This window comes from Microcoleus sp. D3_18a_C4, from assembly GCF_036702415.1.
Lineage (GTDB): Bacteria > Cyanobacteriota > Cyanobacteriia > Cyanobacteriales > Microcoleaceae > Microcoleus.
The window spans coordinates 103,577-123,217 of the sequence record NZ_JAUBTI010000009.1 but is presented as its reverse complement, the minus strand read 5'-3'; the positions used below and the strand labels follow the sequence as shown (position 1 = coordinate 123,217).

Genomic DNA, 19,641 nt, shown 5'->3' with positions numbered 1-19,641 from the left:
AGGACTAATGAGTTTTTCAGTCCTCTGAAGCGAGGACTTTCGCTTTGAGGCAGGGGTTTCAACCCTTGCCGGACTGCGGGTTTACCCTTGATCTGCATCTACATCATCGCATTCATGCGACAGTCAAATAGAAAAAACCTGAACCGAATCTATATCTACTCTTCTCTGCTAGAATATAGTTGGAACAAGAGGAGAGTCAATTTAAAGTATAATTTAAATCATTCTGGAGGAAAAACCATGAATACTGCGAGATTATCGATCGCGGATGACTACCAGACAGTCATATTACCTAAAGAATTTCATTTTGCAGGAAATGAAGTGTATGTTAAAAAAATAGGAGATGTTCTTGTCCTAATCTCCAAAGAAAATCCTTGGAAAACTTTTTTTGATAGTTTAAATATGTTTTCTGACGACTTTATGCTAGTCAGAGATCAGCTTCCTCTGGAGACGAGAGAGGCTTTTGAATGAGATTTTTACTAGATACTAATATCTGCATATACATCATCAAGCGCAAACCACAAAAAGTATTCGAGAAATTCCAAACACTTGAAATTTTTGATATTGGCATTTCATCTGTTACTATTGCCGAACTTGAGTATGGAGTTTACAAAAGTCAGCGTCAAGAGCAAAATCGGGCTGCACTCATTCAGTTTTTAATAACTTTACCAGTAGTTCCTTTTGATGAAAGAAGCACCCAAACTTATGGACAAATTAGAGCAGGATTAGAACGTCAAGGTATTGTCGTAGGCCCAATGGATTTGCTAATAGCTTCCCAAGCAATCAGTTTGGGGCTGACACTCGTGACGAATAATGTGAGAGAATTGTCGCGTATCCCAGGATTAACCTTAGAAAATTGGGTTGATTAGCGATCGTATAGTTATATCCCTTCTTCCCTTTGGATAGATCCGAAAACCTGTTCAACAGTCAGATTTAGTTCGGGGAAAGCAGACGACAAAATTCGATCGCCCTCTCGAAACTGGCTAACCTGATACTCGCCCTCAACTAACTGATAAACTGAGATAGTAGATTGTTTCGGATTGCCAATGAAGCGTCGCCCACCCAAAGCAGCATAATCCACAACCCAATATTCTGGGATACCCAATCTTTCATAATCAGCTACTTTTACCAGGTAATCATCTTGCCAGTTGGTGCTAACTACCTCCACAGCAAGTTTAACAGAATCACCTTGCGTAATAATCGATGATTTTTTCCAAAGTGGCTCCGAAATCAAGGCTGGCTTGTCTAATATTATGATGTCTGGCTGAAACCCTGTAGTCGCTGCTGGAGGTCTGACGAAATAGGTTGATGGTGTTATATAAGGAAGATTTAGGCGATCGATTTCTACGTTAATTTTGCGGATGAGAAAACTTGTAACTTCCTCATGGTCTCCGTTTGGATTCATCTCAACTATCACTCCATTGCGTAGCTCGAAACGTCCTTTGCCATCGGGATACCACTCTAGGAATTCTTCAAATGTTAGTAGTTTGGCTGTGGTTTGAATCATGTTGGCACGGCCTCTTCTTTTTAACTGGAATCAGTAAATATCCAGTTGGATAATTTATTGTATCATTCTTCATAGGACTTACGCACGGGTAGTCAGAAACCGGGTTTTTTCGACAATACTTCGTTGAAGCCAGCAGATTCGGCAAAAAACCCGGTTTCTTGTCGAAGTGCGCGCGGGTAGTCAGAAACCGGGTTTTTTCCAAAATACTTCGTGGAGGCCAGCAGAAACGGCTAAAAACCCGGTTTCTAACGTAGCCTACTGACTAAACTGTTGAGCGTAGTAGCCAGCATAGCGATCGCCCTTTTCCAGCAACTCCTCGTGCGTCCCAGATTCGACAATTCTGCCTTTTTCCAAAACTAAAATGCGATCGGCTCTCCGCACAGTCGCCAAGCGGTGCGCGATAATAAACACCGTGCGATCGCGCATCAATCTTTCCAGCGCTTCCTGCACTAAACCTTCGGATTCCGAATCCAGCGCCGATGTCGCTTCATCCAAAATCAATATTCTCGGATTAAGCAAAACTGCACGGGCGATCGCAATTCTTTGTTTCTGTCCCCCAGACAAATTTACACCCCTTTCTCCTACCCAAGTTTGATAGCCGTCAGGAAACTGACTAATAAATTGATGAGCGTTAGCAATCTCCGCAGCTTTTTGAACATCTTTCAGTTCATAATAAGATTGACCGAAAGCGATGTTTTGAGCGATCGTACCCGAAAATAAAATCGTTTCTTGCGGTACAATTCCAATTTGCCGGCGCAGAGTATTTAAGGTGACATCTTGAATATCAATACCGTCAATTAAAATCTGTCCTGCTTGCGGATCGTAAAATCTCGGTAGCAAATTTACTAAAGTAGTTTTACCCGCACCCGATGCGCCCACGAGAGCAATCATTTCTCCCGGAAGCACCAACAAACTCATGTTTTGCAGAATGGGAACCCCCCCTTGCCCCCCCTTATCAAGGGGGGGTTGAGGGGGGTAGGCAAAATTAATGTTGCGGTATTCGACTTTGCCTGTAACATGGGGAAGTTCAGTTGCCCCAGGCTTTTCGACTACTGTTGGTTGAATTGCTAATAATTCAAAAATGCGATCGCTAGAAGCTTCTCCCTGCTTAAAATCCCCGTAATTAGCAGTTGTAATAGCGATGGGGTCAATTAAAAGTGCCACCCCTGCGATATAACTCATAAATTGAATACCTGTCAGATTTCCTTGAGAAATTTGCCAACCTCCCAGGAAAAAGAGCAAAATTACGCTCATCGCTTCCAGAAACCCAACTACAACGAACTGAAGTGCTTTTACTCGTTCTGAAAGATACTTAGCGCGGCGGTTTTGTTCTGCTTCTTCTGCAAAGCGGGCAATTTCGTAGTCTTCAGCCACAAATGCTTTGATTAAACGAATGCCGCTGAATACTTCTGTCAGCAAAGCGGATAAATCAGAGATGCGATTTTGACTTTGGCGCGAATAACTCAGCAGTCTCTCGCCAAACCAGCCAATTAAAATAGCCATCAGCGGTGCAATAATTAATGCACCCAAGGTTAATTGCCAGTTGAGATAAATCATATATCCCAGAACCGCAATTAGCTGCAAAACACAAGGGATAAACTGATGAAAAAATTTATTTACTACTTCGCCAATGCGGTCAATATCTTCAGTGAGGCGGTAGGATAAGTCTCCGGTTTTGGCAGTTTCAAAGTAGCCGAGATTGAGAGTTTGAAGATGGGAGTAGACTTTTTTGCGAATTTCTAAAGCAATAGTCAAAGCAGCTTTTGCCATCAGCGTATCTTGACCGTACTGGGCTGTACCGCGAATTAGAAATATAATGGCGCTGAGTGCCGCAATTTGAGCGAACCCTTGTAAATCTCCTTTGCCTATAAATTTGGCTGTTTCGCCCACTAGCCACGCTATAATCGGCCAAAATATGGTAAATACTACGGTACAAGCTAATGCTTTACCGATGGTTTGTTTTTGGGGACGGAGGTAGGGTAAGATTTGCCAGTATGTCGATCGAGTTTTCAAGATATTTTGCCCTCGCAAATTCTGTTTTTGGGGATCTCTGCAAGAATATTCAAACTTCGATCCCCCCTAACCCCCCTTAATAAGGGGGGGACAAGATTATTATTCCAAGTTTCCCTTTTTTAGGGGGATTTAGGGGGATCTCTGCGTAAGTCATAGAGATATCTGAGCCAGAATATGATAACAGCGATCGGACAAATCTCAACCACCATTCTTCACCAAAAACATCCGGGATACAAAGCCCCCGGATTAATCCGTGGGTTAATTGTCCAATTCTTCAATTCTTTAATCTAAAATCTAAAATCTAAAATTATTCCTGACCGTCGGCATGAGTAGCTACTACCTTAGCCCCCGCGACAACTGCGCCCCGAAAGGCGGCTGACTGTCCGGGTGCAAGAGTAACTGGTTGAGCGAAGATAAATCCGTTGTCAATTAAATTGCCTGACTCGTCCAAAACTTCATAATTGACTTTGACATTTTTGATTGTTTTGCAGCCTCGATTAAGCACTTGACCGCTAAAAAAGTTGCCGTCATAATTAGTCGCCGCAATTGACACCTTCGCAGCAATGTTGGAACTGGGAATGCAAGTTTTGGCAGTTCCTAAAGCTGGCTGTTTCTCGCACAATTTGCCCAAGTCTACTGTTTTGCCGTCGGGGGTTTTCATGTAGCAAAACGGCTCGTCAACGGGTAAATTTTGAGCAAGTGTATTTGTAGCATTTGCCAGCAAAGGGCTAGCTGAAATCGGGACCATTAGCAAAATCGATAAAGCTACTGTTAAATGTAAATAAATCATGCTTGTTTCTACCATTTATGAAATAAATTCTACAATATAATGCAGCTAAAATTTAGGCTAGCATATCTATATGTATGGCGCGTCGCGCTCACGCTGCATTGTGCTACGATCAGACATCAAACTTTAGAAAGTAAACTAAAGTCATGGTCGTTACTTAAGATAACCCAGGACAAAAAACGTTAGAACTGATCGTGTTGTTCTTGAGCAGGAAAGGAGGGCACTGCACCCCATCCCACGTTCTCAAAATTGTAGCGACTGCCGGCAAGCGGGCCGAGGTTGAGGGGAAAGTTTCGCCGCACTGGCTAAGGCATTCTCCCGCCAGTCAAGCATTGACCAAATTCTCTTTGTGTAAAGGCTGCATAAACTGAATCAATTGGCTCTGAACAAGAATTACTCTGACAAATTTTACTATAGTAAAAAATTGAGCATTATCAATAAATCTACCTTTCCTTATTGGATTTGTAGTGTTTTTTTTTCGGTGTTAGCATTTACCAGTATTTCCTCAGCTCGGATCACAAAAAATCCTATTCCCGAACCGATCACCAAGTCGAAACTCTCTGTCGGGTTGGAAGAAATTGTAAGGATTCCTGATAGCGGGAGTGACAAAGATGAAAACAAGGCAGCTCGATTGAACCTGCTTATTACCCCAGGTGACGGTAGCGGACGTTTATTTGTTAATGATATGCGCGGCAAGCTCTATGTCATTGTTGACCGTACTGCCGCTGTTTACATGGATGTTAAAAGTCAAGTAGGTAGAGGGTTTCATGAGCAGTCCGGACAACAAAGCTTTTCCTATTTTGTCTTGCATCCCGAATTTGCTAAAAATGGAATTTTTTATACTGTAACTAGCGAATATAAAGATACTGGAACGCCTGATTTCCCAGTTACTAAACCAATTTTTAACAACAAAGGTGAGAAAATAGCAAGTTCTCACCATGACGTGATGGACGGGTACGGTCAAAAGTTACTCTGTTCTACCCGATCGCACGCCGGGAATTTTGAGGCGGATACGGTAAAGACCATTACTTGCAGTTCGGCAATTGCATTTTTCAAGCAAACTCGGCGAGATCTGGGCTGTAATCTTTAGCCGATATCAGATGCCAATTGGTATTACCAACTAGCCTTAAGACCTGCTCGTGATACTGTACCAAAGTCGGACGGTGACCGACACTGATAAAGGCAGTTCCTGTTTCTTTGAGCAACTGATAGAGCCGTCTCTCGTTAGCCACATCCAATGCACTCGTTGATTCATCCAAAATAGCGTAGCGAGGTTTAGTCAGCAGTAGGCGTGCAAATGCTAACCGTTGTTGTTCTCCTAGTGACAAAACATCAGCCCATTCCAATTCCACATCAAATCCACCTACCCGTTCTGGCAAATGGGAAAGATTGACTTGTTCGAGCACTTCGTGCAGTTGTTCATCAGTAACTTGACCGCTGGTGTTGGGATATAGCAATTGGCTGCGTAAGTCCCCTAGCAGCATATAAGGCCGTTGGGGCAAAAACAGCGTTTCCTCCGGTTTAGGACGGACAATGCAACCCGTACCCGCATTCCACAATCCTGCGATCGCTCGCATTAACGAACTCTTGCCAGCGCCCGAAGGTCCAACAATCAAGACGCTTTCACCCTGCCCCACCTTGAAAGATAAATCTCTAACTAAGATTCGCTCATAGTTAGGCGTCTCTAAGGTAACCCGTTGGAGGGCTAGATAGTGCTGTTCCACAACATCAATCGTTGCCATGCCGGCTTGAGGTGCTGCCATTTGCTCGGACAGAACCCGATCAAATGTTCCTAAACGATTAATCTGAGTGGTAAAGTTAGTTAGCATATCAAAATGCTCGGCAATAAAGCCCAGGGCACCTAAAATAGACACAAACGCTCCAGAAGCTTGCGTTACCTGCCCAAAATCTATCTGACCCGCAAAGTATCGAGGAGCTAAAAAAACTATAGGTAAATTTGTAAATATCATCTCGGTTCCTTTGGTAAAGAAACCAAGATTACGCTGCAAGACAATCAGGTTATTAAAATTATTCAAAACTTCATTAAATCGCTGTGATACTGCACTAAATTCACGCTCTTCACCTCGGTAAAATGCAATGGATTCACTATTGTCTCGAAGATGAACCAAACTATAGCGAAAATTTGCTTCTCGTTGTAACTGATTGAACTTTAATCTACTTAACCTCTTACCTATAAAGATAGTGAAAACAGTTCTAAAAGCAGCCAGTATAAATACAACTAAAGTCAGGGTCTTGTCAATTGTAAAGAGAACGCCGAGAAAAGAAATTATTGTGACAACTTGGTTGAATAATAATCCCCAAATATCAATATTTTGCTTAACAAACAAATTAACGTCTTCAGCTAAACGCTGATCGGGATTATCAACCTTATCATTGAACTTAATTTTGTAGAAACCTTGATTGCTAAAATATTTCTTCAGTAAGTGATTCGTTAGCCACTTTCGCCAGTAGAGTTGCAGTACATTTTGCGAATAGAAGAAGGAAACCATAAGGGGCGTGAATATGGCAAACACACCCAATAGCATCAGCCACATCTTATAGAAGTCTGAAACATTCTTTCCCGTGACTGCATTCATCAAGTCCCGCATAATATAGCTCTGGACTATGCTTACACCATTGAAACCTAGCATTAATAACATTACGAGGGCGAACAACCCCCTAGCTCCCCATTTTTCTCTGGAAAAGAAGTAGGGGTTTGCGATCGACCAAAACTGCTTTACCGACTGCTTCAATTGATTCATCTTTTCTTATGGGTAAAAAAAATTGTGCTTTGGTGGAAACTATCTGTAGCGGATGGGGCAATTCTCATCGTTCTTGTCCATCAGCGACACCTGATATGGGTGATGATCCCGTGGTACTTCCCTAATGATGCTCGGATCACTTCAGGATTTCTATCTTAAGGTAGATGACACATCTTGAACATCAGTAATTTACTGATGAAGCGGAACTTACCCCGCACACGGGGTAAGTTCCGTCTGAAACCATTGCGAGGTGAGACTTGCCCGGAGCCTCTAAGTCTTTTAGATGACTACAATCTCTTACAACCCTTATGTGGCTGGGTTTTTGCTTAAATTCATCATAGAACAATACTCTCGCCCTAAATATTGAGAAAATCTTAAATACATGACTACGGTTTGTCGGCAGTCAAGTCGCTAAAACCGAGACGGGACAAAAAATACAGCCCCCAGAACTACCCCCGCAGGGGGTAAGTTCCGATTTAACTAATGCGAATGGGAAGTCCCGCGCTCTACCGAAGGTGAGCGTCGGGATGAAAACGCAGCCCGAAAATAAATTGAGCGACAGCGAATCAATATCGTTTTTTTGTGCGCTATAATTGCCCGAGACCGCGAAGATTTTCTACAAAAGCTATCCCGCAAGATAGTTAACGAAAACCAAGTTATTGCAGTGGAAAATCTCAACATCAAAGGCATGGTAAAGAATCATAATTTAGCTTCATCCATTAGTGACGTTGGCTGGGGTATTTTCTGCACAATGCTCAAGTACAAGTCGGAGAGTGAAGGAAAACAATATGTCGAAATCGATAGATGGTTTCCTAGCTCTAAGACTTGTCATGTATGCCTAAATCGAGTTGATATTCTCACTCTTGATGTTAGAGCATGGAGTTGCCAGAATTGTGGTACTCACCACGATCGTGATGTCAACGCCGCCATCAACATTAGAAATGAAGCCTTGCGGATTTTGGCGTTAGGAACTAGCGCTTCTGCCTGTGGAGGGGATGTAAGTCGATCTGGCAAAACTTCGGTTTTGTTGGACGCGCCGCCCCGTTGAATCAGGAAGCCAGCGCTGTACCACTTAAGTGGTCAGCGTCTGGTAGTTCACCAAAAAAACTGGGTCTGAAGCCCCGTCCTTCGCTTGACGGCTTTTCTTTGACTTTGAGGCTCCTGATTAACTCCCTAAGTACGTCGGTTTTAGTCCTGCCTACAGCTTTGCAATGCTCTTCAAGAATTTTAAATTCAGATTCTTGAATCCGAAAATCTAAACGTTTCTTCATGATATTATCCGGTGTTTTGCTGTACTATGGTATAGCAAGGAGGATAACTCATGTTTGGCTGTCAACAAAACTTAATTAGAGCAGATTCAGAGATTAAGGCAATTCTGGAATACCTGTGTTCTGAATCTGCAAAGCTTTCTAATTGCGGAACTTATTACGCCCGCCAGCTATATTTTAAAACTGGCAAAGTTCCGAATCGCGCTCAGTTACACAAGGTTTTAGGAACAGAAAATCGGAATCGACACTATCAAGCATTTTACTCTGATACTGCTCAGCAAATATTAACGGGCGTAGCAGAATCTTTCAAGTCCTTTCTGGGACTAATGAATGCGTTTAAGAATGGGGTAATTGCAGACCGCCCTAAATTACCAAAATATCGTCAAGGCCCAATGGCTGTAGTGACGTTTACAGGCAGGTCGGTAAAGCTTAAAGACGGAATGTTGAGATTTCCCCTAGGCAGTAAGGTTAAAGCGTGGTTTGGTTTAGATGCGTTTTACTTGCCTATGCCTTCTAATCTTGATTTCAAGGAGATTCGAGAATATCGCATTCTTCCTCGAAACGGCTGCTTCTACCTAGAATTTGTCTACAAAACTACTGAAGTCCAATCAGATGTAGACCCTGCCAGATGCTTGATGATTGACCACGGTATCGATAATTGGCTAACTTGTGTGAGCAACGTTGGTACAAGTTTTATTGTCGATGGTAAGCATTTAAAATCTCTCAACCAAGGTTACAACAAGCAAGTTGCATTTCTGATGAATGGGAAAGCTAACGGGTTTTGGTCTAAAAGACTTGCCAGTATAACCGAGAAACGAAATCGTCAGATGAGAGATGCCGTCAACAAGGCAGCCCGGAAGGTAATTAATCATTGTTTAAACAATCAAATAGGAACGGTTGTATTCGGATGGAATAAAGGACAAAAAAATTCTGCCAATATGGTTCGCAAAACTAATCAAAAGTTTGTGCAAATCCCTACGGGCAGATTGAAAGATAGGATTGCTCAACTGTGCGAGCAATACGGTCTGAGATTTGTTGAGACTGAGGAGTCTTATTCGTCGAAGGCTTCGTTTGTCGATAATGATTTGCTACCTACAATCGGCGAGAAACCCGAAGGGTGGCTTCCAAGTGGCAAACGAATTAAGCGTGGCTTGTACCGAACTGCACAGGGCTGGCTAATTAATGCAGATTGTAATGCCTGCGGAAATATTGGTAGAAAAGTAGCGGTGATGCTTGGACTCGCTCTAAGCGGAATCAGTAGGGGTGAATTGACAGCACCTTTAAGACAGAAATTGTGGTCTTAAGAATCCTCGTCGCTTCAGCGCGAGGAGTGTCAAAATCAGTAAAATGGCTTTAAGCTGTTGGGCATCTAAATTGTATTTTTGGGCGGGCTAGAAGCCCAACCCCTACTCCCCACAAGAATTAGATGCACGGGCTAGGAGCAACGGCCCACAAGAATTAGATGCCCACCTTACGAGATTATCTAATACTCGGCTTTCTATTCCTAAGATTCCGGGCTCCGGGAACTTTCCGGCTGGGACGGGGATTGTTCAAACTGCTCGCAGTTCGAGTATTCAAAGCATTAGCAGAAGGTATCAAACCCAAGTCTTGCAAAATTTCAACAGCCGCCCTTTGTCCAGTTTCGCAAGCGCCTTCCATGTAACCTTGATTTTCCAGCGAAGTGTGTTCTCCGGCAAAATATAAATTGCCAACTCGTTCGCCTTCAACACCGTACATTTGCGTCCACTGTCCGACTAAATAGCAGGAATAAGAACCTTTGAAAAAGCGTTCTCCCGGCCAATAAGCTCGCACAGCTTTGCCCGATCGCAAATTTCTCACTCCGGGAAAAACTCTTTCAAATTGGTTCAAAAATCTTTGTGCTTGGTCTTCTGGAGTTCCGGCACCGATCGACAAACCCTGCTTTCCGCCTGTAAAATTAGTAACTAAACCGTTAGGAGTAGGAGCGAAAGGTGTAGCTTCCCAGGTACTCTGGAATTCTAAATCGCTATAAACAGAAGCAGTCGATCGATAAAGTTCCCGCCAAATTCGGCTGCGGTAGCCAGTAATTAACTTAGAATTAGTACCGTAACCCAACTGCTCGATCGCCCGCCGCTTTGGTTGGGGCAAAGGTACGTTAATTTTAACGTCTCGCAGAGTGCTGAACGGTAAAGTTAACAAAACTCGCTCGTAAGTACGCTCGAACGCGCTTAGTCCCGATCGCAAATTTACCCGATAGCGGCCATCCGGCAAAAGAGTAATCGCTTCCAAAACCGTCCCCGCCTCGATCGAACCCGACAATTGACCCGCCAAACTGTTGATAATTTGACTGTTGCCGCCGTCAATTTGATAACGCTCGTCGCTGTTGCCGTACAATTCAAAACTGCCCGATTCAGAACCGATTAAAAACAGTAGATTTAACGCCGACTGTTCTTCGGGATCTCGACCGTAGAATACCGTATAAGCAACCCGCAACAATTGTCGCAGTAGCGTGCTAGTATCAGCTTGGTCTAGATATTCAGCGATCGAAAGATTGTCCAATCTTTCCGCTGCTTCCGTAAAATCTTGATAGCTAATGTTATCTCCGATAGCGCCCAAATCTCCATTAATTTTAGTCGCTAGCGGCGCAAAATCCGCGATTATTTGCTCAAGAGGAAGTCGTCGCCCTTGAAAGAAAAAAGTATCCTTCACAAATCCACTCTGCACCTGGGCTAAGTCGATCGCCCGCAAACCCAATTCCGTCGCCAGCGAGATTAAATTAGTATGACCGGTGTCAATAAATTCTCCTCCCAAATCCGCCGGAATTAGCGTTCCAGCCACCTTGGGAACCGTGCGTATCCGCCCCCCCACGCGGTTAGTTGCCTCGATTATATCGGCGCGCACGCCCGCTTGGCGCAAGCGATAAGCGGCCGTCAAACCCGCAATTCCCGCACCCACAACCAAAATCGGCGATCGTCCGCCCTGTTGAGCAAAAGCTCCCCCTCCATCCCTGGTAAAAGTCGCAGCAGCGGCCGCCCCCGCAGCAGCTAAACCCCCGTGCAGCAACTGGCGACGAGATATGGCAGAATTAGGAATGCGATCGCTCAGCATCCCCAGCAGTTCATCAGCCGGAATGCCCGTTTCCCTTGATTTCTGGGCAATACTCGCAGCGCGGCGCAGCATTGCCATCAGTGCAGATTTAGCCATAATTAAGACATCCTCACAAAACAAAACTTTGATGTAAACTGGATTTTCGATCGTGCACTTTCCAGACTAAAGTCCAGAGAGATTTTTTTAATAATGCTAACCCTTAGAACACTGTTCGACAGCAAATTTTATCTCGAAAACAACTCAGATGTCGCCGTAGCAGTTGCCAGAGGCACGGTATCGAGTCCCTTCGATCACTACCGAAAAATTGGCAAATTTGAAAATCGCGACCCGAATGCCCTGTTCGACGCCAGCTATTATTTAGACACCAATACAGATGTAGCGGTATCAGCCAAACTCAACGGCTTTTCAGGAGCGGATCACTTTATTAGATTCGGTCAATTTGAACGACGCAACCCCAACCCTTTCTTTGATATTGGTTTCTATCTAGGAAGCAACCCAGACGTTCAGATAGCAGTCCAAACAAATCAATTTACCCCATTTGAACACTACTTGAAAGCCGGTCAATTAGAAAACCGCAAACCCAGCGTTTTCTTCGATCCCAGCTTTTATCTAGAAAAATATCCGCTGGTAGCAGCCGCCGTCCAAAGCGGCGCAGTTAAAAGTGCGATCGACCACTACATTCAATTCGGTCAACAAGAAGGACTATTGAGCACTCTCCCCGCTCCCGCCGACAATTTGAACGCAGCAAAAAGCCTGGGCATTCTCACAGAAATTCAAACTGCGAGCGATTTTGTGGGAAATGCTGAACCAGCCGACATTTACAGTTTCATCCTCAATACTCCCAGCCTTTTCAGTTTAACTCTCGACGGTTTGAGTGCAGATGTTGATGTAGAATTAATTCAGGATCTCAACGGCAACGGCGCAGTTGGATTAGAGGATTTTATTGCTTCGTCTAACAATTTAGGCACGGCATCAGAAACAATTGTCAGCAATGGGGCTTTGCCTGCGGGGACTTATTTCATCCGCGTTTCTCAATTTCAAGGCGATACAAATTATGACTTGAGATTGCTATCCGCTCCCTCAGTAATACCGCCCGAAATTTAAATCAAAATAACGTATATAGCAAGCCTAAATCAGTCAAACCAACCCAGACTTCTCCTCATATCAAATCCGGTAGCATCGTCCTGTATTCATCTCTGTATTCTCCCCCTCTGCGTTCTCTGCGCCCTCTGCGGTTAAATCATTCCGATGCAACCGGAAACGATATCACTTCTCCTCTCTTCCTTCGCGGTGTTTGCGCCTTCGCGGTTCGTAAAAAAACATCGGGTTCACAAATGATTTAGACTTGCTATAAAACAGGTTGCAAAAAGGGCGATCGACAAGTTGCCCAGGTTTCACTTATTAGTTTCTGGCCCGCTGGGAGAAGGCAAAGATTGAACAGGTGCCGGAGGCCAATTAGAGCGACTTCTGGTGAGAGTAGTAGACACTAAAGCATAGCCCAAAATAGCAGGAAGCAGGATCGCACTCAGAAACACGATCGTCGCAGCCCAAGTCATCGCATTCGAGATCGGGCCGTAATGAGTGCGGTAAGGGTCAAACGTTGGTAAATTAGGCCTCGGCGCGTCCCGCAGCGCGATCGGACGTTTGAACCGCACCCGCCTGTCGTCTAGCTTTTCGAGCAAAATCCAGCCAACTTCCGCCTCTTCCTGGCATAGCTTGTGAAAAATCGCCGGATTGCGGAACAAATCGTTGCTAGCCCGCACAATCTTGTACTCCCAAACCGTCAAATCAACAGAATTGGGATCAGATGGGGGAGTGCCATTGGAGCGCGCATTTTCAGGCGCATTAAAATTATCCTCTTGAGATTCGTACCGAGTCAAAACTTCCTCCTCCTCATCGCATTTTTGCCCCGCATCCAATTGCTCGTGGTTCACCAAAAGACCCACAAGCGCAGCCTCCAAGCCGAGACTGCCAATCATCAAACTCCAAATCAGAATTTCAACCATAAAAGGAGTTAAAAGTTAAAAATCAAAAACTCAAAAGACTCGCTTTTAACTTTCAATCTTTAATTTTTAAATAGCCTTCTACCACACAATCTGCACCCACCGCGCGCCAAGAAACCCGCTCTAAAGTCAAAGCCTCAGTCATTGCCGAAAAGCCCAAATCTCCCACAGGAGTTGGAGCTCCTTGGCCACCGACAATTTTAGGAGCAATAAAAGCCATAATTTTTTGAACTGCACCCTCAGCAATTGCCCTCGCGGCCAAAGTGCCGCCGCACTCCCAGAGTACAGAAAGAAAAGATCGATCGTACAAATAAGCCATAACATTAGTCGGTGTCAGAGGCGAGAGCTCCACAACTTCCACCCCTTTGGCGATCAAAAATTCCTGAAATTCCGGGTTAACCCCAGGCTCAGTCAGCACCAAAGTAGCCGCCACAGAGGTTTCCCACAACCACGCCGACTTCGGCAAATCCAAAGTGCGACTCATCACCACCCGCAGGGGATTATTCCTATCAGGCTGGTGACTCGTCAGTAGGGGATTGTCTAGACGCACCGTATTTCCCCCAACAATCACAGCATCGCAGCCGACGCGCACCCGGTGTACCTCGCTCCGAGCCTCCTCGCCTGTCACCCAAGCGCTGTGGCCGCTACTGGTAGCAATTTTACCGTCCAAAGTCATTGCATATTTCAAAATTCCAAAAGGCCGGCGGTGCAAAATCCGGTGAACAAACGCCTCGTTGAGTTTCTGGCAAGCTTCCCCTTCCACTCCCGCCACCACTTCAATGCCAGCCTCTCGCAACCGGGCTAGCCCAGTTCCAGCTACCAAAGGATTCGGATCGACCATGCCAGCCACTACTTTTGCCACCTTGGCCTTAACTAAAGCTTCGGAACAGGGGGGAGTCCGGCCGTAGTGGTTGCAGGGTTCCAGGTTCACGTAGACGGTCGCTCCTTCGGCGAGTTCCCCCGCTTCCCGGAGCGCAAAAACTTCGGCGTGAGGTTGACCGGCACCGGGATGAAACCCTTCGCCGACAATCTTGCCGTCTCGGACAATTACAGAACCGACAAGGGGGTTGGGTGCGGTTTTGCCCAGAGCACGGCGAGCCAATTCTATGCAGCGGCGCATCATTGCTCGATCGAACTCTTGAACTTCGCTGTTTTCCAGTTGTTTTGTACCTTGCTGCTGTCCGTTAGCTAAGCTGGCGATCGCTTGAGCGTCCGCCGGAAAAGTTTCCATGAGATTTTGGTATGATATCTATCCCTGAGTGTACTTACTTTAACACTCTCTACAGGTAAAAACAGGTTAGATATCTGGGAAGTTTGCTTCTGTATTAACCCCTAAATAATGTCGTTGTATTATCTCAACGCTGTTACCGCAAGCAGTAGCTAACAAAAGTAAGTCTGTGCCAGCCTCTGCCATAAGGGTAAGGAACGTATGGCGGGTATGATAAGGACTGAGGTAGCAACTGATTGCGCCAGATTCTGCAAGTTGTGTAACTATGCCGGGATAGCGATAAACTTTATCTTTTGCACCGCAACGGGCCTCTTGCCATAAGTCACCAAAAGTATTCGTGTTGTAAGAATTACCTTGTGTATTAACAAAAACTAAATCAGTGTATTTAGCGTTAATAGGCTTAATCCGATTCAACAAATCGTTAAGCTTAGGGTAAATTTTGAACAGTCGCACCTCACCCGTTTTAGTAACTTGAGTGTTTTTCAATCGTCCGTTATAAGACTTACTAAATCTGACATAGTTTTTGTCACGTCCAATAAATACATCTTGCCATCGCATTGCGAAAGCCTCACCACTACGACATCCAGTTAAAAACAGAAATTCAACTAACGGCGCAGCTTGGCGATGTCTCCGACTTGAAGACTCATAGAAGGCCTTGATAATAGTATCTCGCTCTTCCTTAGTAAAAGCGCGACGGTCGCTTTCATTAGAATCAATGTCAGTATTATCAGTCTCCCACCATTCTTTAACTTCTCCTGCTGCGTTAATTGTTGGTTTGTACTTATCAGTTTTATTTTCTGTATTTTCACCGATAGTCACAAACGGGTTAACAGTAAGCTTTGTTTTACCCAGAGATTGTAATCTGGCAAAAGCTTGAGAAAGTTCGGCTTGAACCCGTACTTTATTTCTAACACTTGCAGTTTGTTGAGTAATCCGTTGCTCTAGATTGCTGTCTGAAAGCAAGAGGCTATATATTTCACTTCCATTGTCAATAAATTCATGTCGGGAATAATCCCAGTGCAATCCTTTGATGATGTTGGTGTAAGTTCCGCGAAAAATAGTCTCAAACGTAGTCGGCTGCAATTGTGGTTGTTTCCAAATCAAGTAATCCTCCCACATTGCCCCTACTGTCATCTCAGGTTCAGGCTCAGGTATTGGTGCTGCTAATTTCAATTCAGCGGTGTACTTGGTTTTTAAACCGTACTTAGCAAAACTGGGGTCAAACAACTGTTGCCAGTCTGGGTGCTGCAAGTCACCTTCAATCCGGTAAGCAATCGCAACTGCTTTTTGCCAGTTCTCGGGTGTGTCTTTCATCCCTAAACCCTGATGCTTCCGCTTCCCGCCAAAAATGGGATTGTACTTAGTGCTGAATTGTAACCGAAGGCTACCTTTATCGGACTGAACAGTAATCGTCTCTGGTAGGGCTGGTGTTTTAGCGTACATATTGATTTTTCAAGGTTCTGTAAGGGTTTCTGGTTTCTATCAAATTTCTATCAAGTCTCGGTAAATCGAGGGATAGATGTACTTCGCTAGAAACTACTATAAAAGCAGAATAGCATATTTACGATTAAAGTGTATTCACTTTGATGCTAATTTTGGCTGCGAACCGACGATCAATTGCTGCTGGGGCAAACTGTACGTTACCACTGAGATATTGCACCATTCTCAATTAGCCTTTTATGAACAGGCTTTCCGGCCTGTTCCACAAGAAAATTTATCTTTTATGGAACAGGCCGGAAAGCCTGTTGCTGACAATGGTGCACCATGTGAGTTACCAGGAACTCAGGGCAATGTAGGGCGATCGACCCCGCACGCTCGATCGAATAGCTTTAACATGAGGAAAGAATAGCAGGCGCTTGAAAAAACAATGAGTCAGGACATGAAGCGGGAATTTGCCAGCCGCGACGAATTAATAGCCTACGTGCGCGAACAGTTCCCCGAAGCCGCCGCCGGGGACAGCAGCCTACCCCCAACCCCAGGCGGGCGGAAAGCAGCCGAGACAGCCCTGCAACAAATTGACCCCGGCAAGTACGCCTCAACCCGCAATTTTCTCAACGGTGCGGTAACGCGCTTGTCGCCCTATTTGCGCTACGGGGTTTTGAGTCTTGCGGAAGTCCGGGATGCCGTACTGGAGAAGGTGCGGCATCGAGAAGAGGCAGTAAAACTCGTCAACGAGTTGGGTTGGCGGGATTATTGGCAGCGACTGTACGCCGAATTGGGCAACGGGATTTGGCAAGACCGGGAAGCCTACAAAACTGGTTACACTGCTTCATATTACAGCGAAACTCTGCCGCAGGATGTCGTCGAGGGCACGACTGGTTTGGTTTGCATCGACAGTTTCAGCCGCGAGTTGCGAGAAACTGGTTATTTGCACAATCACCAGCGGATGTGGACTGCTGCTTATCTCGTACACTGGCGCCGCGTGCGCTGGCAAGCCGGAGCTCGCTGGTTTTTGCAACATTTGCTAGATGGAGATCCGGCGAGCAATAATCTTTCTTGGCAGTGGGTAGCTAGCACTTTTAGTCACAAACCTTATTTTTTTAATCGGGAAAATTTGGAGCGTTACACGAAGGCGGTTTATTGTCGCGATTGTCCTCTGTATGGGCAATGCGATTTTGAGGGAACTTACGAATATTTGGAAGGGAAGTTGTTTCCTCATGGAGAAAAGGTCGATCGTAGCGGCGGTTCTAAAAGTTGGGATCGGCCTAAAAAAGGTCGCAGAAATTAAAAAGTCAGTTGTCAGTAGTCATTAGTCATTAGTCATTAGTCATTAGTCATTAGTCATTAGTCATTAGTTATCAACAGTTAACAGTCAACAGTCAACAGTCAACAGTTAACAGTCAACAATTCGCAATTTATGAACAATCCGATTATTTGGCTGCACGGTGACTGCTTGAGTCCTGAAGGCCCGGCTTTTCAAGCGCACCCAGAGGCACCGGCAATCTGGGTTTGGGATGATGCGCTCATTGATGAATGGCAGTTGAGTCTCAAACGAATGGTGTTTATTTACGAATGTTTGCTGGAGTTGCCGGTAGTTATTCGGCGGGGCGATGTGGCGGCAGAAGTTATCGCTTTTGCGATCGAATCCGGCGCTAATCAAGTGGTAACTACCGAAAGTCCCAGTCCTCGGTTTCAGGATATTTGCCGGGAAATTAAGCGATCGCACCCCGTAGAAGTTTTGCCACCCGAACCCTTTGTCCGCTACGATGGTTACATTGATTTGAAGCGTTTTTCTCGCTATTGGCGCGTCGCTGAAAAATATGTTTTCTAATTGTAATTGGGAAATGGTAACTAGAAATTGGTAACTGGGAATTGGTGTTAAATCCATTAAGTCCTGTACACTGCTTGTTGCCGAACTTCAAGCGAGCATCTCATAGTTGTAAAAACAGTTCTTCTGCCCCCTTCCTTCTGCCTGTTTCCTCCTGCCTCCTGCCTCCTGCCTCCTGCCTCCTGCCTCCTGCCTCCTGCCTCCAACTTCTAGCTTGCCTGCTTTCATTGAGATGCTCCCAACTTCAACTCCCCTTCAAACGCTCCAACAGCCATTGAAATCTCGATGCCGCCAAATCTGGATTTTCGACATTTTGCGGGCTGCCGTCCTCGCCGTCGGGATCTTCATATATTAAACCCTCACTATCATCGCCGAAGCGTTTGACTGTACCTCGCAGTCTCGACGACAAAAATTTGGTAATCGCCCGATAAAACCGCAGGGAAAAAAGCACGTCTTTCTCGAGTTTTTCCGTTAGCAGCCGGCGGGGAATTGACAGGATGAGGCACTCTTCAATTGCCGTGACGCTAGCAGAAGGAAGTCTCCCGTCTACAAAAGACATTTCGCCTAACACTTCCCCGGAAATAATTTTTCCAATTTCTTTGTCGCCCAAAGATGATACAGAAACGCTCAAAGTTCCCTCCAGAACTATGTACAGGGCGTCTAAGGGCTTACCTTCGGTGATTAGGGTTGTGCCGGGGAGGACTTGGGTGCGGGTGCCGTTGGCGAGCATCCAATCGATGTCGCGATCGCTCAATTCGCCTAATATCACTAGAACTTTGCTCATAAAGTCAGGTTGAGATGAGATAATTTGTATTTTTTTACTTGTTTAGTTGCGTGCTGTTGTGAGATGGTCAGACCCTGAGCGAAAGCGAAGGCTAAACTTTACGAATAGAAGACTAAATTTTACACAATTTTCATCCTAAAAATGGGTAGAAACCCCGTGCTTTTAGCACGGCTTTACATTTAATTTGAATCCCCTCGCGGGGTGGAGGGGTATGGTTGCCCCTCCCATGAGGTATGGTTGCCTCAAACTCCCATTTCTGGGGTAAAGTTAGCTTCGCTAATGTTTAGTGAGCTTGCGCCAGCTAGCAACACCGTCGAGCGTGACCTTAAGACTGTTTAGTTGCAAGCGATAGAGCGGAAAACTAGCTTCGCATTCTCCGGTATCGTGACCCAAAAAACGTAGTCAGTAAAGACTTAAGCCCGTCAGGATGGCTTGTTAGATTTCTCTTTCAAGCCTCATGCCGTCAGGGCTGAGGTTCCTGACAATATTCAGTAATTTTGACACGATCGAGCCACAAATATTTCTCGGATCGGTGGTATTATTCTACATTAATTGTCATAAACCCTGCAGCAGCCGATCGCGTTGTATTAACTGCACTTGCTTGGGACGGCGGGGTTGCCAAAACTGTTTTGAAAGCTTGCTGTCTCTTGGTTTCGAGCTGGTGCGCCCTCAAAAACCGGGTTTTTCCGGCGTGGCTGCGAGTGCAGCGCCCCCAAGTACAGTATTGTAGAATGCAAGCGAGACGCGCGATCGACCCATCAATTAAACAGGATTAAGGATGAAATCATCCCTAGGATTGATTTTTTGGCGCTCGATCGGTAAATTAAAATTAGCCTCTAAACCCGCCGTCCGTTCTTGAATCTAATCAGCTTGAGAGTTGACTATTCAACAGTAAAATGGGAATCTAGGAACAACACAACTCATATTTGTGTCTTTT

The 19,641-nt window shown here is 45.1% G+C and carries 20 protein-coding genes and 1 pseudogene; 11 read left to right on the top strand and 10 right to left on the bottom strand.

Translation table 11 applies throughout. The annotated features are described in order from the left end of the window. The first annotated feature begins 237 nt into the window (after positions 1 to 237). Complete coding sequence (locus QUB16_RS07435; protein ID WP_333315212.1) at positions 238 to 468, top strand: type II toxin-antitoxin system VapB family antitoxin; 231 nt, start codon at positions 238 to 240, stop codon at positions 466 to 468. Continuing rightward, positions 465 to 866 (top strand): type II toxin-antitoxin system tRNA(fMet)-specific endonuclease VapC, encoded by a 402-nt coding sequence (gene vapC, locus QUB16_RS07430; protein WP_333315210.1) that lies wholly within the window; start codon positions 465 to 467, stop codon positions 864 to 866. The genes QUB16_RS07435 and vapC overlap by 4 nt, the downstream gene beginning before the upstream one ends. Before the next feature lie 11 nt (positions 867 to 877). Here vapC and QUB16_RS07425 read toward each other — a convergent pair whose 3' ends face one another. The 3 genes from QUB16_RS07425 to QUB16_RS07415 all read right to left on the bottom strand — a co-directional run bounded on the left by QUB16_RS07425 (position 878) and on the right by QUB16_RS07415 (position 4,322). Beyond that, positions 878 to 1,504, bottom strand: a complete 627-nt coding sequence (locus tag QUB16_RS07425; RefSeq protein ID WP_333315209.1) for a Uma2 family endonuclease — start codon at positions 1,502 to 1,504, stop codon at positions 878 to 880. Positions 1,505 to 1,759: 255 nt separating this feature from the next. Then, positions 1,760 to 3,517, bottom strand: a complete 1,758-nt coding sequence (locus QUB16_RS07420) for an ABC transporter ATP-binding protein (protein ID WP_333315207.1) — start codon at positions 3,515 to 3,517, stop codon at positions 1,760 to 1,762. A 307-nt stretch (positions 3,518 to 3,824) separates the two neighbouring features. Further along, positions 3,825 to 4,322: an FxLYD domain-containing protein gene (locus tag QUB16_RS07415; protein ID WP_333315205.1), complete on the bottom strand. Its 498-nt coding sequence runs from the start codon at positions 4,320 to 4,322 to the stop codon at positions 3,825 to 3,827. 176 nt (positions 4,323 to 4,498) lie between these two features. Between QUB16_RS07415 and QUB16_RS33530 the strand changes: the two genes are divergently transcribed. Together QUB16_RS33530 and QUB16_RS07410 are read left to right on the top strand one after the other, a co-directional pair. Further along, entirely contained in the window at positions 4,499 to 4,675 is a 177-nt protein-coding gene (locus tag QUB16_RS33530; protein WP_445251103.1) for a tyrosine-type recombinase/integrase, read from the top strand. 53 nt (positions 4,676 to 4,728) lie between these two features. Continuing rightward, entirely contained in the window at positions 4,729 to 5,394 is a 666-nt protein-coding gene (locus QUB16_RS07410) for a hypothetical protein (protein ID WP_333315203.1), read from the top strand. On the opposite strand, the gene QUB16_RS07405 is transcribed toward QUB16_RS07410, so the two are convergent. Beyond that, a complete protein-coding gene (locus QUB16_RS07405; RefSeq protein ID WP_333315202.1) occupies positions 5,357 to 7,066 on the bottom strand; it encodes an ABC transporter ATP-binding protein/permease in 1,710 nt (569 codons plus the stop codon). The genes QUB16_RS07410 and QUB16_RS07405 overlap by 38 nt on opposite strands. Before the next feature lie 592 nt (positions 7,067 to 7,658). Here QUB16_RS07405 and QUB16_RS07400 point away from each other — a divergent pair. Beyond that, positions 7,659 to 8,114, top strand: a pseudogene (locus QUB16_RS07400) (RNA-guided endonuclease TnpB family protein); the annotation flags it as partial. A 1-nt stretch (position 8,115) separates the two neighbouring features. Here QUB16_RS07400 and QUB16_RS07395 read toward each other — a convergent pair. Beyond that, on the bottom strand, positions 8,116 to 8,337 hold the full coding sequence (locus QUB16_RS07395) for a ribbon-helix-helix protein, CopG family (RefSeq protein ID WP_333291848.1): 222 nt from the start codon (positions 8,335 to 8,337) through the stop codon (positions 8,116 to 8,118). A 50-nt stretch (positions 8,338 to 8,387) separates the two neighbouring features. Here QUB16_RS07395 and QUB16_RS07390 point away from each other — a divergent pair, with 50 nt between their 5' ends. Next, positions 8,388 to 9,638 (top strand): transposase, encoded by a 1,251-nt coding sequence (locus QUB16_RS07390; protein ID WP_333315200.1) that lies wholly within the window; start codon positions 8,388 to 8,390, stop codon positions 9,636 to 9,638. 175 nt (positions 9,639 to 9,813) lie between these two features. Here QUB16_RS07390 and QUB16_RS07385 read toward each other — a convergent pair whose 3' ends face one another. Continuing rightward, positions 9,814 to 11,517, bottom strand: coding sequence for an NAD(P)/FAD-dependent oxidoreductase (locus tag QUB16_RS07385; protein WP_333315199.1), 1,704 nt, complete (start codon positions 11,515 to 11,517; stop codon positions 9,814 to 9,816). Positions 11,518 to 11,610: 93 nt separating this feature from the next. On the opposite strand from QUB16_RS07385, the gene QUB16_RS07380 reads away from it, so the two are divergent. Continuing rightward, positions 11,611 to 12,525 (top strand): PPC domain-containing protein, encoded by a 915-nt coding sequence (locus tag QUB16_RS07380; protein ID WP_333315198.1) that lies wholly within the window; start codon positions 11,611 to 11,613, stop codon positions 12,523 to 12,525. A 290-nt stretch (positions 12,526 to 12,815) separates the two neighbouring features. Here the strand turns inward: QUB16_RS07380 and QUB16_RS07375 are convergent, their stop codons facing one another. The 3 genes from QUB16_RS07375 to QUB16_RS07365 form a co-directional block, all read right to left on the bottom strand. Next, complete coding sequence (locus tag QUB16_RS07375) at positions 12,816 to 13,427, bottom strand: hypothetical protein (RefSeq protein ID WP_333315196.1); 612 nt, start codon at positions 13,425 to 13,427, stop codon at positions 12,816 to 12,818. A 52-nt stretch (positions 13,428 to 13,479) separates the two neighbouring features. Next, complete coding sequence (gene ribD, locus QUB16_RS07370) at positions 13,480 to 14,655, bottom strand: bifunctional diaminohydroxyphosphoribosylaminopyrimidine deaminase/5-amino-6-(5-phosphoribosylamino)uracil reductase RibD (RefSeq protein ID WP_333315195.1); 1,176 nt, start codon at positions 14,653 to 14,655, stop codon at positions 13,480 to 13,482. A gap of 66 nt (positions 14,656 to 14,721) precedes the next feature. After that, entirely contained in the window at positions 14,722 to 15,966 is a 1,245-nt protein-coding gene (locus QUB16_RS07365; protein WP_333315194.1) for a tyrosine-type recombinase/integrase, read from the bottom strand. A gap of 205 nt (positions 15,967 to 16,171) precedes the next feature. Here QUB16_RS07365 and QUB16_RS07360 point away from each other — a divergent pair, with 205 nt between their 5' ends. From QUB16_RS07360 to QUB16_RS07350, 3 genes are all read left to right on the top strand, one after another. Next, positions 16,172 to 16,501, top strand: coding sequence for a hypothetical protein (locus QUB16_RS07360; protein ID WP_333315193.1), 330 nt, complete (start codon positions 16,172 to 16,174; stop codon positions 16,499 to 16,501). A gap of 18 nt (positions 16,502 to 16,519) precedes the next feature. After that, positions 16,520 to 17,380, top strand: coding sequence for an FAD-binding domain-containing protein (locus tag QUB16_RS07355; protein WP_333315191.1), 861 nt, complete (start codon positions 16,520 to 16,522; stop codon positions 17,378 to 17,380). Positions 17,381 to 17,509: 129 nt separating this feature from the next. Next, on the top strand, positions 17,510 to 17,923 hold the full coding sequence (locus tag QUB16_RS07350) for a hypothetical protein (protein ID WP_333247610.1): 414 nt from the start codon (positions 17,510 to 17,512) through the stop codon (positions 17,921 to 17,923). Positions 17,924 to 18,164: 241 nt separating this feature from the next. Here QUB16_RS07350 and QUB16_RS07345 read toward each other — a convergent pair whose 3' ends face one another. Next, positions 18,165 to 18,704 (bottom strand): cyclic nucleotide-binding domain-containing protein, encoded by a 540-nt coding sequence (locus QUB16_RS07345; protein ID WP_333315189.1) that lies wholly within the window; start codon positions 18,702 to 18,704, stop codon positions 18,165 to 18,167. A 497-nt stretch (positions 18,705 to 19,201) separates the two neighbouring features. On the opposite strand from QUB16_RS07345, the gene QUB16_RS07340 reads away from it, so the two are divergent. Further along, positions 19,202 to 19,480, top strand: coding sequence for a hypothetical protein (locus QUB16_RS07340; RefSeq protein ID WP_333315188.1), 279 nt, complete (start codon positions 19,202 to 19,204; stop codon positions 19,478 to 19,480). Positions 19,481 to 19,641 lie beyond the last annotated feature (161 nt).